This window comes from Thalassovita gelatinovora, assembly GCF_001458355.1.
GTDB lineage: Bacteria > Pseudomonadota > Alphaproteobacteria > Rhodobacterales > Rhodobacteraceae > Thalassobius > Thalassobius gelatinovorus.
This window is the reverse complement of record NZ_CYSA01000016.1, coordinates 221178-234417: the sequence shown is the minus strand read 5'-3', so window position 1 is coordinate 234417 and position 13240 is coordinate 221178. Positions and strand designations below refer to the sequence as shown.

Sequence of the window (13240 nt, the reverse complement as noted above, 5' to 3'; positions counted from 1 at the left end):
AACAGGGGCGCAGGCAATGCAGTTTTCGGCAAATCTGGGATTTTTATGGGCAGACCGGTCGTTGCCCGCCGCCATTCGAGCGGCGAAACGGGCGGGTTTCGATGCGGTCGAATGCCATTGGCCTTATGATGTTGCCAACGAAGACGTTATCGCGGCGCTGTCCGAGACCGGGTTGGAAATGGTCGCCTTGAACACAAGGCCGGGCGATGTGGCTGCGGGTGACTTCGGTCTTGCTGCGCTGCCGGGGCGCGGCCCGCAGGCGCGCGCAGCGATTGACGAAGCCGTTGAATACGGGGCCGCGATCAATGCCCGGCATGTGCATGTGATGGCGGGCAAAGCCACCGGGGCGGAGGCGGCGCAGGTGTTCGCGGAAAATCTGCGCTATGCCTGTGCGCGGGCCGCACGGCACGACATCACGATCCTGATCGAACCGATCAATCCCGATGATGCGCCGGGGTATTTCCTGACCCGGACCGATCAGGCGGTGGCGCTGATCCGTGCGGTCGGGGCGGGCAATCTGAAATTGATGTTCGATTGCTACCATGTGCAACGAACCGAGGGCGATGTCGCGGGCAGGTTGAAAACGCTGCTACCCTGGATCGGCCATATCCAATTTGCCGCTGTTCCCGATCGTGGTCCCCCCGATCATGGCGAGGTCGATTACCGTTCTGTTTTCACATTGCTGCGGGACGTGGGATATGACCGCCCCTTGGGGGCGGAATACCGGCCCGCAGGCGATACCGGGGCGTCTTTGGCCTGGCTCGACTGGGCCAAGGGGATTTAGCCCCGCTGCGCCTTTTGCGCGGCCACGGTCCGGGCGATCAGATCCTTGTAGAGATCCCGGAGGCGCAAGGTGACCGGTCCGGCCCCCGATCCGCCGCCGATCGATTTGCCATCAATTTCGGCCACCGGGGTCTGGGCCCCGAAAGTGCCGGTCAAAAACGCTTCATCGGCGCCATAGGCGTCATAAAGCGAATAGTTCCTTTCAAAGACCGGGATGCCATTGGCGTGGCACAGGTCGATCACCTTCTGCCGGGTGATGCCGTTCATGCAGTAGTCCCCGGTCGAGGTCCAAACCGCCCCTTTGCGCACAATGAAGAAATTGCAGGCATTGGTGGTGTTGACGAACCCATGCGGGTCCAGCATCAGCCCTTCATCGGCACCGGCCTGTTCCGCTTGCAGGCAGGCGATGACGCAGTTGAGTTTGGAATGGCTGTTGAACTTCGGGTCTTGGCTGTGTGGCAATCCGCGCACCTGAGGCACGGTGGCCAACCGGATACCCCGGCTTTGCAGGCTGTTGGCGGGGGTGGAATGTTCCACGATGGCGACGATGGTCGGACCCCATTGTGACAAATGCGGGTGCTGAAACGGTTTCGCCTTGCGCCCGCGGGTGATCATCAACCGGCAATGGGCGTCATTGACCATGCCATTGGCCGCCGCCGTCCGGTCGAGGATGTCGCGAATCCCGTCCCGATCCAGCCCGATATCGAGAGACACCGCTTTGCAGGCGCTGAACAGCCGGTCCATGTGGTCGTCGAAAAACGCCCATTCCCCTTCATAAAGCCGCAGCCCTTCCCACATGCCGTCGCCCAGCATGAAGCCGGAATCGTAGACCGAAACCTTGGCCTGATCCTTGGGGACGATCGCGCCATCGACATAGATCATGATCGTGTCATTGCGCGGATCGGCCAAGGTGTCATGGGTGGAATGGCTGTGCGCGTCGGTCATGGTTTGCCCCGGTCAGGATGGAAAATGCCTGCGTGTAACCTCTACCCGTTTTCGGCTGGCTTCAAGGGCTGTCGCCGGAGGTGCCACGCACTGACAGGACAGTAGAACCTTTCCGCGCCGGGTTTTGCCCTGTATTAGGCAGACGCCGCGCAAAGCTGGCACAGGGGCCCGGTTTGCGCTAGAATTTCAAGTCTATGACCACCAGACTGAGACTGGGTGTGTATCGATTGTGACAAGTAGTGTGTGCAGGGCATATGGATTATCAATTCGCGATTACTCTGGGTTATGGAAGCTGCCTGTTGGGGGTGGGCGTTGTTGCCCTGATGCAGCCCAGAGATATCGAAGACCTGCCGGTCAACCGTCACTTTGCTTATCTGGGCCTGTTCGGCCTGTTTCAGGGGGGGCGGGGTTTCGTTGATGCGTGGCGGTTGGTTGCGGATGTCGTGCCTTCATGGCTGAACGGGGTGGCGGTGGCCCTTCTGGTGGTTTCCTTCCTGTCGCTTTTCGAATTTTCCCGGCGGAGCGTGACACGGCCATGGGCCGCGGCGGACAAGTCTGTCCCAATTGTTTCGAAATGGATTTACCTGCTTTTCGGCCTGATCGGGGGGATGTTGCTGTTGTCGGGCAGCGGCCAGTTGGCGGTCGTCGAAGCTGTTGCGCGTTATGTCCTTGGATTGCCGGCTGCGGTCATGGCGGCGCTGGCGTTGCGCCGGGCGTTTGGGTTTGCCCCGGTGGTTTCGCGTATTCTTGGCGGTTCCTTCTTGCTTTACGGAGCGTTTGCCGGGGTTTTCGTTCCGGCCAGCCCCGGTTTACCCGGCTGGTTGCCGACGACCGCGGATTTTCTGAAACTGACCGGCGTTTCTGTTTCGCTTGTTTTGACGGGTGTCGCCGGGGCGGCGATGATTTCCCTTGCGGTGCTGTGCCGGGAACAAACCGGCCGCCTGATTGCCGCGCTGCGGGCCGCAGATCGACAAGGCCGGGACGCGGAGGAACTGCGTGAAAATCCTGTTGCGTCTGGGTCTGCGGATCTGCACGAAAGCGAGCGGCGGCTGCAACATGCGATGAATATCGGCAAGCTTGGCTATTACATCTGGGATTTCGAAAAAGGCAAAAACGTCTTCATCACCGAGGAATTCGCGGCGCTGCACGGGATGACGATCGAAGAGTATATGTCCGAGATCGACACCGAAGAAGACGACATCGCGTTGATCCACCCGGATGACAGGGAAATGTATATCAAGGCCCTGTCGGCACGGCGCGAAACTCCTGATCCGATTACTTTGGAATATCGCATCGTCGGTAAAGATGGTGTCACTCGCTTTGTGCACGAAGTGGAAGCCGCGCCGGAATGGCGCGCTGATGAACCGACGATGATGGAAGGAACGCTTCAGGATATCACCGACTTCAAGCTGCTGGAGCAGGAATTGCGGGCGAGTGAAGCGACCTATCGCGGCATTCTGGACCATCTCGACGAAACCTATTATCGATCAGACAAACAAGGGCGCATCACGATGATATCGCCGTCCTGTCAGGATCTGCTTGGCTATTCGGTTGACGACCTTATCGGCAGACCGATCAAGTCGCTCTATTTCGATTCCGAGGCCCGTCACCATTTCCTGCAAGCCTTGGATGAACAGGGCGGTCACATTCGAAATTATCCCGCTTGGCTGTGCCACAAGGATGGGCAGGTCATTGTCGGCGAAACGAATGCGCGTTTCATCTTGGGTGACAACGATGAGGTTCTGGGGGTTGAAGGCACCGTTCGAAATGTGACCGAGCGCATGCAGGCCGAGGAAATCAACACCCGCCTTGGCCGGATCATCGAAGATTCGGTCAACGAAGTGTACGTTTTCGGCGGCGACGATCTTCACTTCATCTTGGTCAATCGCGGGGCCCGCGAAAATCTGGGCTACAGTATGGATGAATTGAAAGGGATGTCGCCTTTCGATATCAAGCCGGATTATTCAAGGCAGGATTTTTTAGACCTTATTCAACCGCTTAGAGATGGGCGGGTTCAGGTTTTGGAATTTGAAATCAGGCATCAACGCAAGGACGGTTCATTCTACGATGTCCAGATCCGTCTGCAAATTGCGCGGACGGAAACTCCGCCGATATATTTTGCGATTGTCGAGGATATTACCGAACGCAAGGCAACGGAATTGCAGCTTGTGCGGGCCCAGAAGCTGGAAGCCGTCGGGCAGTTGACCGGTGGAATCGCGCATGATTTCAACAACCTGCTGGCCGTCATTCAGGGCAATGCAGAAGTTCTTGAAGATGACGGGATATACGATCCCAGGATGGTTTCGCAAATCCTGCGCGCGACCGAACGGGGCGCGGAGCTGACGCAGCGTTTGCTTGCATTTTCACGGCAACAGCCGCTGGCACCTGAAGAGATCGATCTGTCGGAATTGGTGGGTGGCATGCTGTCGCTGTTGCAGCGGACACTGGGCGAAACCATCGATATTCAATCCCAGGCAGAGGAGGGGCTTTGGCCCGCACTTGCGGACCCGGGCCAGGTCGAAAACGCGCTGTTGAACCTGGCGATCAACGCGCGCCATGCGATGCCGGACGGTGGGCCGCTGACAATCGCGTGTCAGAACGTATCGTTGCCCGAACCGGATGGCGAACCGGACAGCGACCAGTTGGTCGGTGATTTCGTCATGCTGTCGGTTGGGGATCGCGGGCATGGCATGTCGAAGGAAACACTGGCACGCGTGTTCGAACCGTTCTTCACCACCAAGGAGGTGGGGGAAGGCAGCGGTCTTGGATTGTCGATGGTTTATGGCTTTGCCCGTCAGTCGGGCGGACAGGTGATCATCGATAGCGTGGTCGGCGAGGGCACCACCGTCAAATTGTTCCTACCCAAAGCAGAGGCGAACAGTGGACGGCGTATGCGCGTCAAGACACAGGATATCCCCAAAGGCCAAGGCGAAACCGTGTTGGTTCTTGAGGACGAAAGCGAGGTCCGAACGATCACCGGACGGATGCTGCGCAAGCTTGGGTATACCGTCGTGATGGCGCAAAATACCGACGAGGCGCAGCGCACGCTTGCTGCGATGCCGGGTATCCGTCTTATCCTGTCTGACGTCGTCTTGCCCGGCGGGATCAGCGGGCCGGAATTCGCGGCCCAAGTCAGGGCAAACAGCCCGGACATGCAGTTCATTTTCATGTCGGGCTATCCTGCGGAATATCTGCGGCAGAACAGATCGGTGAATGCCGATATCCAGCTTCTGACAAAGCCGTTCCGGGTGGGGCAATTGGCACAGGCGGTCAACAGCGTTTTCCATGGCTGATTTGATCGCAGGACGGTGGGATGACGTTTGTGCATCCTGAGACGGCTTGAACAACCCATTTTTCGGTTCGCGGCCCTGCGCACTTGCAATGAGGCTTATGTATGCCTACTTAAAACGGGCAAAGCTTCTTCTTACGACCTTCTGTTTCCTGACGGCCTCAGTTGATTTTATGACGACACTGGGCCGGGCCATCGCGTTTTGCGGATGGCGATCAAACAAGGAGACAACACGATGGCCAATGGCACCGTGAAATGGTTCAACACCCAAAAAGGTTTCGGCTTCATTGCCCCCGAGCAAGGATCGAAGGACATTTTCGTTCATATTTCGGCGCTTGAACGCGCTGGGCTGCAACAGCTCGATGATGGGCAGGCTGTGACCTTCGATATCGAAAGCGGTCGGGACGGTCGTGAATCCGCGACCAATCTTGCGCTGGCATAAGCCTGCGGCGAGATGGATTACGAGGCGGAAGCGGCCTTTGACCGTTTTCGCCTTTTATTTGATATGGCCCCTGAGTTTCACAGCTGGCCATCGCGAAAATTAAGGAAAAGACAAACTTGATAGAAATTAATTGGGGAAACCCTATGACCGTTGTCGTTTCGCCGGAAGGGGACACACAACAGATCACTACGATTGAACAGGCGCAGTATTGGCTGCGGAAAAAATGGCCGGTGGCCGACCGCAAACGCGAGGACGCGCTGACACAGGTTGATGCGGCGATGCACTGTCTTGTAACGGTTGGTGTTGCGCGCGACGCGTTCCAGTCGGCGGCGAAGACTGCGGGCTTTCTGCCAGAGCAGATGGGTATCGATAAGGCTGCCGTTTTTTGATCGAGGCGGGCGGGGCTTTGTTGTGGGTCCGCCGGTTTGGATGATCCGGTGATCGGTAACGTCCAGTCCCCCAACGTTTGCGGCCCATTGGTGCAGCCCTGCACAGCACCTTTCAAGGAGTAGAAAAGATGGCGAAAATTACAAAGGACACGTTGTTCAAGGCTGAAAAGCCGCGCGCTGAAACGCTGATCGACAAGACCACGCGCGCGGCGTGGGAAATTTTGGACGACGAAGCGGAAAAGCGCGAAACCAAGACCGCGCGGCTGCGCAAGGCCCGGCTTGAGAGAGAGGCCAGCACGGTTACCAAAGCCCCTCAAGCACAGATCAAAGACGCGGCGCAGAAAACCCGCGTCAAGGCCGACGGAAAAAGTTGACACACGGTACAAACTGAACACAAAAGGTGCCTCAAGAACGAAGGGTACCTAAGATAATCCAAACGAAAGATAGCCTGTTGAAGCCCTATGAATGGACCCGGATCCTCGCCCAGTATCGCGAACCGATCCTCTCCCGCAGTATTTTCGAATTGACCGTGACCTTGGTGCCCTTTTTAGCGATCTGGGCTTTGGCTTGGTGGTCGGTGTCGATCAGTCCCTGGCTGGCCTTGGCGCTGGCTCTGGCGAATGCGGGTTTTCTGATGCGCTTGTTCATGATCCAGCACGATTGCGGCCATGGTGCGTTTTTCAAGAACCGCCAACTGAGCGACTGGGTCGGTCGGATTCTGGGCGTCATGACGCTGACGCCTTATGATGTCTGGCGCAAAAATCATTCGATTCACCATGCAACGACCGGGAATCTCGACAAGCGTGGCACAGGCGATATGCCGACGCTCACCGTGCGGGAATACCGGCAAAAAAGCTGGACCGGACGGGCCTTGTATCGATTGGTGCGCAATCCGCTTTTCCTGCTGGGCGTTGTCCCGTTCTATCTGTTTTTCCTGCAAAACCGGTTGCCGATCGGGCAGATGCGGTCAGGACAGAGTTATTGGCTGAGTGCCTTGGCGACCAATGCCGCGATTGCGGTCGCGCTGGGCGTGATCGTTTGGCTGGGCGGTCTGGATGTTCTGCTGTTGGTGTTCCTGCCAACGACGCTTTTGGCCGCGATGGCGGGGGTTTGGTTCTTTTATGTCCAACACCAGTTCGAAGACACCGTTTGGGATCACGATGACCAATGGACCGTGCAAGAGGCGGCATTGAACGGCAGTTCCTATTACGACCTGCCCGGTGTCCTGCGGTGGGTCACCGCGAATATCGGTGTTCACCATGTGCATCATCTGGCCAGCCGCATTCCGTTCTATCGGCTGAGCGAAGTGGTGCGGGATCATGACATCCTTGCCCAGTCGCAGCGCATCACGCTTTGGGAAAGCTTCCGCTGTGCGCGGCTTCATCTGTGGGACGAAAAGAGCCGAAAGCTGTTGTCGTTTTCTGATGCAAGGGCGGTTGCAGTGTAACAACCTGCGACGCGCGCGGCCCCGATCCGTGGGGCCGCTGCTGTGATTGAGCGATGCAGCGGTGGGTCAGCCCGCGTCACCGATCCGTTCCCGACGCAAACCATCGCGGTTCGACAGCGCATGTGATGCGATCTGTTCCATCGGGGCGAACCAGACTTCGCCGGTGTTCAGCGCCCGTTCGATCAGCTTTTCCATTTCCCGCCACCGCGCCAAGCGCCCGGTCAGGAACGGGTGCAGCACCGGCATCCAGAACCCGCCCGCGTCGTGCATGGCGTCGAATTCTTCGGCGAAGGCGCGAATCCCGTCCGACGGGGCGCGCACCGGCATCAGGTAATCGATTTCGCCAAAATGGGCAAAGGGCGGCCAATCGTCGGTGCCCCAATGCGGCGGCACTTCGATCAGGCTGCCTTTGGGGGTTTCGACAAGATAGGGCAGATCGTCGGCCATCATCGAACTGTCATAGACAAATTCATGTTCGATCAGCCGGTCAACCATCGCCGGGGTCATCGAATAGACCGGGGCGCGGTAGCCGCGTGGTTTGCGGCCGGTCATTTTTACATGCACTTCGAGGGCGCGGTCGAACAGTTCGGCTTCGACGTCGTCCGAATGCATCATCGGGTCTTCGTGCATCCACGAATGATGCCCGATTTCGTGGCCATCTTTCAAAATCGCTTCGACGGTGTCCGGGTAGGTCTGCATCACCCATGCCGGCATGAAGAAGGTCTGGGTCAGACCGAAGCGGCGATACGTGTCGAGGATGCGGGGCATGGCGACCGTCGGCCCGTAGCGGCCCATCGAGATCGCCTGCAACCTAAGTTCGGCATCATCGGGGCGGGCGGTGCGGATGAGTGAATCCGCATCGATGTCGAATGTAATGCAGGCAGCGCTGCGCTTGCCTTCGGGCCAGGTGATCGGGTTGAGGAACATGGGTGACTCCCGGAAATAAAACGATGTCAGGCCGAGTGGGCCTGATCGATGCAAACGGAAAACAGCGCAACAAGATCATTGCGCAGGCGGGTTTCGATTTCGTCCTGCGTAACCTGGTCGGACGATATGAATTCGATGAAGCGGGCATTTTGAAGCTGGAACAGGGCGCGCCCGAGATGCAGCGGGTTCACCGCGCCCGGAAGGGTTCCTGCCGCCTGCATCGCTTCGATGCGACGGACAAGCACGAAGGAAAGCTGTTCGTCGAGCTTGGAATAGGCCTTGCTGAGCGGGGTGCCTGCTTCGGTTGTGACGGCGGCGATGACTTGTCGCCAGATATCCTTTTCCAGCGTCTTGATCGCGTGGGCCATGATCCGACGGGCAAAGGCAATCATCAATGTAATGAGGTCGCCCTGTTCATGCGGCATAGATTCGTCGAGCTGTGCGATCAACTGCTTGTCGCTTTCGATCACCAGCGCCAGCAGCACACCTGCCTTGGTGCCGTAATAATTGTGTACGGTCACCCCGGACACTTCTGCGGCCACGGCGATATTTTCAATCGTCGTCTTGTCGTACCCTTTGTCTTTGAAAAGGGTTTTCGCCGAAGACACGATGCGGTTTCTCCGGTCTTCTTTCTGTCGTGCACGTAGGGTGCTCACCGTTTTCTCCTTTGATTTCATCGGACATTCGGCCAACTGGCGGATTTGGTCAAGCAAAATATTTTATTGCATAAAAGTTTTTACTCGATAAAGTTATTTGCACAACAAGGAATCACGACAACTTGCGAGGTATGACCATGCGCTCCATTCTGAATATCGCGGCCGCTGCGGCCATTGCAGCAGGAGGTAGCGCTGGCGCGGCCGCTGCTGACAAAATCAATGTTGGGATCTGCGTATCCTGGCCCGGCTATGCGATGCTTGAAGTCGCCCGCCAGAACGACCTGATCCCGGATCACGATCTGAAAATCACAATCTTCGAAGACCCGCTTGGGGGCCACGCGGCGCTCGCGGCCGGTCAGATCGATGTCTATGGCTGTACCGCGGAATACACCCCGCTGGTGGTCGATCGGGGGACCGACGTGGTCAACGTCGCCTTTCTCAACCCATCCTACGGGGTCGATCACGTGATCCTGTCGCCGGAAATCGAAACGGCAGACCTGCCGGGGTTGAAAGTGGCCGCGCCGCAGGCGTATATCGGTCATTTGCTGATGGGCATCTGGCTTGATTCCGAAGGCATTTCCCCTGATCAGGTGGAATGGGTGAACCTGAACGCCGACGAAGCGGTTGGGCCGATGATGTCGGGCGATCTTGCGGCGGCCTATATGTATGAGCCCTGGATTTCGAAGGTGCTCGAAGCCAAGCCGGGGGCCCGTTCGATCGTCAACACGTCCGACCCGGATGTGCTGAAGACCGGAATCTTCATGGATTCGCTTTACATGAACAAGAACTTCATCGCCGAGAACCGTGATGCCGCCCTTGCCGTGCTGAAAGCGCGTTGGGACGGGTTGGGGTACTGGAGTACTCATGTCGCGGAAACCAACAAGGCGATGGCCAAATTCCTGCAATGGCCGGAAGAAGACATCGGTTTTGTGATCGGCACCAATGGCAAAAGCTTCGAAGGTGGCATTTATATGCTCGATTTCGATGAAAGCGCCCGGCTGTGCGGTGTGCTTGAGGGCGACGGTCCGTTCGGGATGGCAAACGGGTCGATGGTGGATTCGATTGCACTGACCAACGAATGGTGGATCAAGCTTGGCCTGATGGACAAGAAGATCGACGCCGCTGCTGGCATCGATTGCAGCCTGATGGGCGATCTTGCAGCGTCTGGCTATCGCCAGGAACTGATCGCGCAATAATCCAGATATCCGGGGGCACCGGATGGTGCCCCCCCATCCCTTAGACCGGAGCAGAGCAGTGACGGCCCAATCCCCTTCAAGACCGTTTTTCAGGCTAAGAAAACCCGTAAGCCGACGTCAGAGCATCCTGTCGGCACTCGCAATCTGGATGGTATTTTTCGGCGTCTGGATTTTCGCTTCGGCGACCGGAATGGTGAATGAACTGCTGGTGCCCGCACCGCAGCAGGTGTTTGCCACCACAATCGATCTTTTCTTCAATCGCGGCTTCGGGTCCGATGTGATGATTTCGATCGCCCGGGTGATCGGTGCCTTTGGCATGGCGATCGCCGTCGCGGTGCCGCTGGGCGTGATGATGGGCAGCTTTCCCGCGATCGAAGCGGTTTTCGCCCCATTCGTTTCGGCCTGGCGTTACCTGCCGGCCCCGTCTTTCATCCCGATCCTGCTGATGTGGTTCGGCACCGGCGAAGCCCCCAAGCTGGCGCTGCTGTTCATCGGTGTCATCTTTTTCCTGATCACGCTGATCATGGATCACACCAAGAATGTCCGTGAAGAACTGGTCGAAACCGCGCTGACCCTTGGGGCCAGCCGTGGCACGGTCGTGGCCCGGGTGATTTTCCCCGCCGTTCTGCCCGACATCATGGTCGCGATGCGCCAGATGCTTGCGATGGCCTGGACCTATCTGGTGATCGCCGAAATCGTCGCTTCGACCACCGGGATCGGTGCGATGATGATGCGCGCCCGCCGCTTTCTGAAAACTGACGAGATCCTGTCGGGCATCATCGTGATCGGTGTGCTTGGCCTTGTTTTTGACCTCGCCTTCGCCGCCTTGCATCGCCGGGCCTTCCCCTATTTGCAGAAGAAATGATCATGACCCAAGTCACCGCATTGGAGATCAAGAACATCACCAAGGTGTTCGAACTGGGCGGCGGAAACCGTGTAACGGCTGTTCAGGATGTCAATTTCAAGGTCGAGCAGAATTCGATCTGCGTCTTGCTTGGGCCTTCGGGCTGCGGCAAGTCGACGATCCTGCGAATGATGGCAGGATTGGAAATCCCCACTAAGGGTGAAATAGCCATCGGCGGGCGTACCGTCGACGGGCCGGGGCGCGATCGCGGCATGGTGTTTCAGGCCTATACGTCGTTCGATTGGCTGTCGGTGCGCAAGAACGTCGAATTCGGAATGAAGATCAACGGCATCGACCCGGACGAACGGCGCGAACGGGCGGAACGGTTCATCAACCTTGTCGGGCTTGGCAAATTCGCCGATGTCTATCCTTCGCAGCTTTCTGGCGGGATGCGCCAGCGCGTCGCCATTGCCCGGACCTTGGCAAATGATCCCGAAGTCCTGCTGATGGACGAACCTTTCGGGGCGCTTGATGCCGAAACCCGGTGGTTGATGCAGGAATTGATGATCAATGTCGCCGAACAGACCAACACCACCATGGTGATCGTCACCCATGATTTGGAAGAGGCGATTTTTCTGGCCGACAAGATCGTGTTCCTGTCCAGCCATCCGGGCCGGGTGAAGGAAGAAATCGTGCCGGAGTTCAAGCAAGGCCAGCGCATCGCCGACAAGGAACGGGCGGTCAAGCTGGACGGTTATGCCGAACTGGAATCCCGATTGATGCGGTTGATGCGAGAAGAGGGAAGGGGCGTGGAATGAGCGTAAGTTTCGATTTTTCCGGCAAGACGGTGCTGGTGACGGGGGCCAGCAGCGGAATCGGCTATGGCGTCGCCGAAGGCTTTGCCCGGGCCGGGGCCGACCTGATCGTTCTGGCCGATACCGATGCGATCCACGACGCGGCCCGGCAATTGCCGGGTAAGGTGCGCGCGATCCAATGCGACATCGCCGATGCCGCGATGGTGACGGAGCGGCTGCGCGATATCGACCGGATCGACGTGTTGGTGAACAATGCCGGGCTTGAACGCCCGACGCCGCTGACCGGGGACAACCCGACCGGCAACGCGACGTTCGAGCGGATCATCGCGATCAACATCACCGGCACCCAGAACGTGACCGATGCCTTGGTGACACGCATTCCCGATGGGGGGCGGATCATTCTGACCGCTTCGATCTGGGCGCGCACCGCCGTTCCGGGATTTTCGGCCTATGTGTCCAGCAAGCACGCGCTGATCGGTCTGGCCCGTACCTGGGCGCAGGAACTTGGTCCGCGCGGGATTTGTGTCAACGCGGTATGCCCCGGTTGGGTCAAGACCGGACCGGCGATGAATTCGCTGAGAGAACTGGCCGAAACCAGCGGGCGCAGCGAGGCAGAGGTGCAGGCCGAAATCATGTCGGCGCAGGCAATCGACGGATTGATGGAACCGCGCGACATGGCCAATACCTACATGTTCCTTGCCTCGTCGGGTGGGGCGAATATCACCGGGCAGGCCATCAATGTTGATCGCGGAGAGGTGATGTCATGACGTTGCACGGCAAGCTTGCTATTGTCACCGGCGGGTCGCGCGGCATTGGCCGGGCGATTGCGCTGGCGCTGGCGTCGCATGGCGCCAAGGTGGCGTTCTGTCATCCCGGTGATCCGGCCGCAGCGGACACGCTGACGGCGATCAAGGCGCTTTCGGATGGCATCGCCGTCACCGCTGACGTGGCCGACGAAGCCCAGATCGAAGCGTTTTTCGAGGCCGCGACCGACGCCTTCGGTGCGCCTGACATTCTGGTCAACAATGCCGGCATTCTGCGCGAAAGCCCGCTTGCCGAAACCGAAGTGGCCGATTTCGACCGGGTGATCGCGGTCAACCTGCGTGGCACCTTCCTTGCGGCCCGTGCCTTTGTCCGGCGCTGCCAGACCGGACGGATCATCAATATCGCCAGCGACCTAGGGATTCTTGGCCGCGAGGAAATGGCGGCTTACACCGCGTCGAAAGGCGGGATCATCGCGTTGACCCGCACCTTCGCGCGGGAACTGGCGCCGGGGATCTTGGTGAATGCCATCGCCCCCGGATCGATTGAAACCGACATGACCAGCCCCGACAGCATGAGCCCCGAACAGTTGGCCAAGGATATGGCGACGCCGCTGGCGCGGTTAGGTCAGCCCGGAGATATCGCCGCAATGGCCTGCTACCTTGCAAGCCCCGATAGCAATTTCGTCACCGGCCAGTGTTTCGGCGTGAACGGTGGCAGCGTGATGATCTGATAGGAGCCAACA

General features: G+C 58.4%; 14 protein-coding genes. 11 read left to right on the top strand and 3 right to left on the bottom strand.

The window, feature by feature from the left end; genetic code table 11:
- Positions 1-16 precede the first annotated feature (16 nt).
- Positions 17-784, top strand: a complete 768-nt coding sequence (locus tag TG4357_RS09495; protein ID WP_058262636.1) for a hydroxypyruvate isomerase family protein — start codon at positions 17-19, stop codon at positions 782-784.
- Here the strand turns inward: TG4357_RS09495 and TG4357_RS09490 are convergent.
- Positions 781-1728: an aminotransferase class IV gene (locus TG4357_RS09490; protein WP_058262635.1), complete on the bottom strand. Its 948-nt coding sequence runs from the start codon at positions 1726-1728 to the stop codon at positions 781-783. The two genes, TG4357_RS09495 and TG4357_RS09490, sit on opposite strands and share 4 nt — an antisense overlap.
- A 254-nt stretch (positions 1729-1982) precedes the next feature.
- Between TG4357_RS09490 and TG4357_RS09485 the strand changes: the two genes are divergently transcribed.
- From TG4357_RS09485 to TG4357_RS09465, 5 genes are all read left to right on the top strand, one after another.
- Positions 1983-5021, top strand: coding sequence for a PAS domain S-box protein (locus tag TG4357_RS09485; protein ID WP_058262634.1), 3039 nt, complete (start codon positions 1983-1985; stop codon positions 5019-5021).
- Positions 5022-5252: 231 nt separating this feature from the next.
- Positions 5253-5459, top strand: coding sequence for a cold-shock protein (locus TG4357_RS09480; protein WP_058262698.1), 207 nt, complete (start codon positions 5253-5255; stop codon positions 5457-5459).
- Positions 5460-5602: 143 nt separating this feature from the next.
- Positions 5603-5848, top strand: coding sequence for a DUF982 domain-containing protein (locus TG4357_RS09475; protein WP_139193680.1), 246 nt, complete (start codon positions 5603-5605; stop codon positions 5846-5848).
- A 128-nt stretch (positions 5849-5976) separates the two neighbouring features.
- Complete coding sequence (locus TG4357_RS09470) at positions 5977-6222, top strand: hypothetical protein (protein WP_058262633.1); 246 nt, start codon at positions 5977-5979, stop codon at positions 6220-6222.
- Between the two features lie 77 nt (positions 6223-6299).
- Positions 6300-7295, top strand: a complete 996-nt coding sequence (locus TG4357_RS09465) for a fatty acid desaturase (protein WP_139193681.1) — start codon at positions 6300-6302, stop codon at positions 7293-7295.
- Positions 7296-7361: 66 nt separating this feature from the next.
- Here the strand turns inward: TG4357_RS09465 and TG4357_RS09460 are convergent, their stop codons facing one another.
- A complete protein-coding gene (locus tag TG4357_RS09460; protein ID WP_058262631.1) occupies positions 7362-8222 on the bottom strand; it encodes a polysaccharide deacetylase family protein in 861 nt (286 codons plus the stop codon).
- Between the two features lie 26 nt (positions 8223-8248).
- Positions 8249-8878, bottom strand: a complete 630-nt coding sequence (locus TG4357_RS09455; RefSeq protein ID WP_158509064.1) for a TetR/AcrR family transcriptional regulator — start codon at positions 8876-8878, stop codon at positions 8249-8251.
- A gap of 137 nt (positions 8879-9015) precedes the next feature.
- Between TG4357_RS09455 and TG4357_RS09450 the strand changes: the two genes are divergently transcribed.
- The 5 genes from TG4357_RS09450 to TG4357_RS09430 all read left to right on the top strand — a co-directional run bounded on the left by TG4357_RS09450 (position 9016) and on the right by TG4357_RS09430 (position 13228).
- The gene (locus TG4357_RS09450) at positions 9016-10074 is read left to right on the top strand and encodes an ABC transporter substrate-binding protein (RefSeq protein WP_158509063.1); all 1059 of its coding nucleotides are present in this window, start codon (positions 9016-9018) and stop codon (positions 10072-10074) included.
- A 190-nt stretch (positions 10075-10264) separates the two neighbouring features.
- The gene (locus TG4357_RS09445; protein WP_233487461.1) at positions 10265-10939 is read left to right on the top strand and encodes an ABC transporter permease; all 675 of its coding nucleotides are present in this window, start codon (positions 10265-10267) and stop codon (positions 10937-10939) included.
- Positions 10940-10941: 2 nt separating this feature from the next.
- Positions 10942-11736, top strand: coding sequence for an ABC transporter ATP-binding protein (locus tag TG4357_RS09440; protein WP_074647114.1), 795 nt, complete (start codon positions 10942-10944; stop codon positions 11734-11736).
- Positions 11733-12500, top strand: a complete 768-nt coding sequence (locus TG4357_RS09435; protein ID WP_058262626.1) for an SDR family NAD(P)-dependent oxidoreductase — start codon at positions 11733-11735, stop codon at positions 12498-12500. Before TG4357_RS09440 ends, TG4357_RS09435 begins: the two co-directional genes overlap by 4 nt.
- On the top strand, positions 12497-13228 hold the full coding sequence (locus TG4357_RS09430) for an SDR family NAD(P)-dependent oxidoreductase (RefSeq protein ID WP_058262625.1): 732 nt from the start codon (positions 12497-12499) through the stop codon (positions 13226-13228). Before TG4357_RS09435 ends, TG4357_RS09430 begins: the two co-directional genes overlap by 4 nt.
- The last annotated feature ends 12 nt before the right edge of the window (positions 13229-13240 follow it).

Excerpts from the sequence above, each read along its gene's own strand:
- TG4357_RS09495 (WP_058262636.1), top strand. The coding sequence starts at position 17 with ATGCAGTTTTCGGCAAATCTGGGATTTTTATGGGCAGACCGGTCGTTG.
- TG4357_RS09490 (WP_058262635.1), bottom strand. The coding sequence starts at position 1,728 with ATGACCGACGCGCACAGCCATTCCACCCATGACACCTTGGCCGATCCG.
- TG4357_RS09485 (WP_058262634.1), top strand. The coding sequence starts at position 1,983 with ATGGATTATCAATTCGCGATTACTCTGGGTTATGGAAGCTGCCTGTTG.
- TG4357_RS09480 (WP_058262698.1), top strand. The coding sequence starts at position 5,253 with ATGGCCAATGGCACCGTGAAATGGTTCAACACCCAAAAAGGTTTCGGC.
- TG4357_RS09475 (WP_139193680.1), top strand. The coding sequence starts at position 5,603 with ATGACCGTTGTCGTTTCGCCGGAAGGGGACACACAACAGATCACTACG.
- TG4357_RS09470 (WP_058262633.1), top strand. The coding sequence starts at position 5,977 with ATGGCGAAAATTACAAAGGACACGTTGTTCAAGGCTGAAAAGCCGCGC.
- TG4357_RS09460 (WP_058262631.1), bottom strand. The coding sequence starts at position 8,222 with ATGTTCCTCAACCCGATCACCTGGCCCGAAGGCAAGCGCAGCGCTGCC.
- TG4357_RS09450 (WP_158509063.1), top strand. The coding sequence starts at position 9,016 with ATGCGCTCCATTCTGAATATCGCGGCCGCTGCGGCCATTGCAGCAGGA.
- TG4357_RS09445 (WP_233487461.1), top strand. The coding sequence starts at position 10,265 with ATGGTGAATGAACTGCTGGTGCCCGCACCGCAGCAGGTGTTTGCCACC.
- TG4357_RS09440 (WP_074647114.1), top strand. The coding sequence starts at position 10,942 with ATGACCCAAGTCACCGCATTGGAGATCAAGAACATCACCAAGGTGTTC.
- TG4357_RS09435 (WP_058262626.1), top strand. The coding sequence starts at position 11,733 with ATGAGCGTAAGTTTCGATTTTTCCGGCAAGACGGTGCTGGTGACGGGG.
- TG4357_RS09430 (WP_058262625.1), top strand. The coding sequence starts at position 12,497 with ATGACGTTGCACGGCAAGCTTGCTATTGTCACCGGCGGGTCGCGCGGC.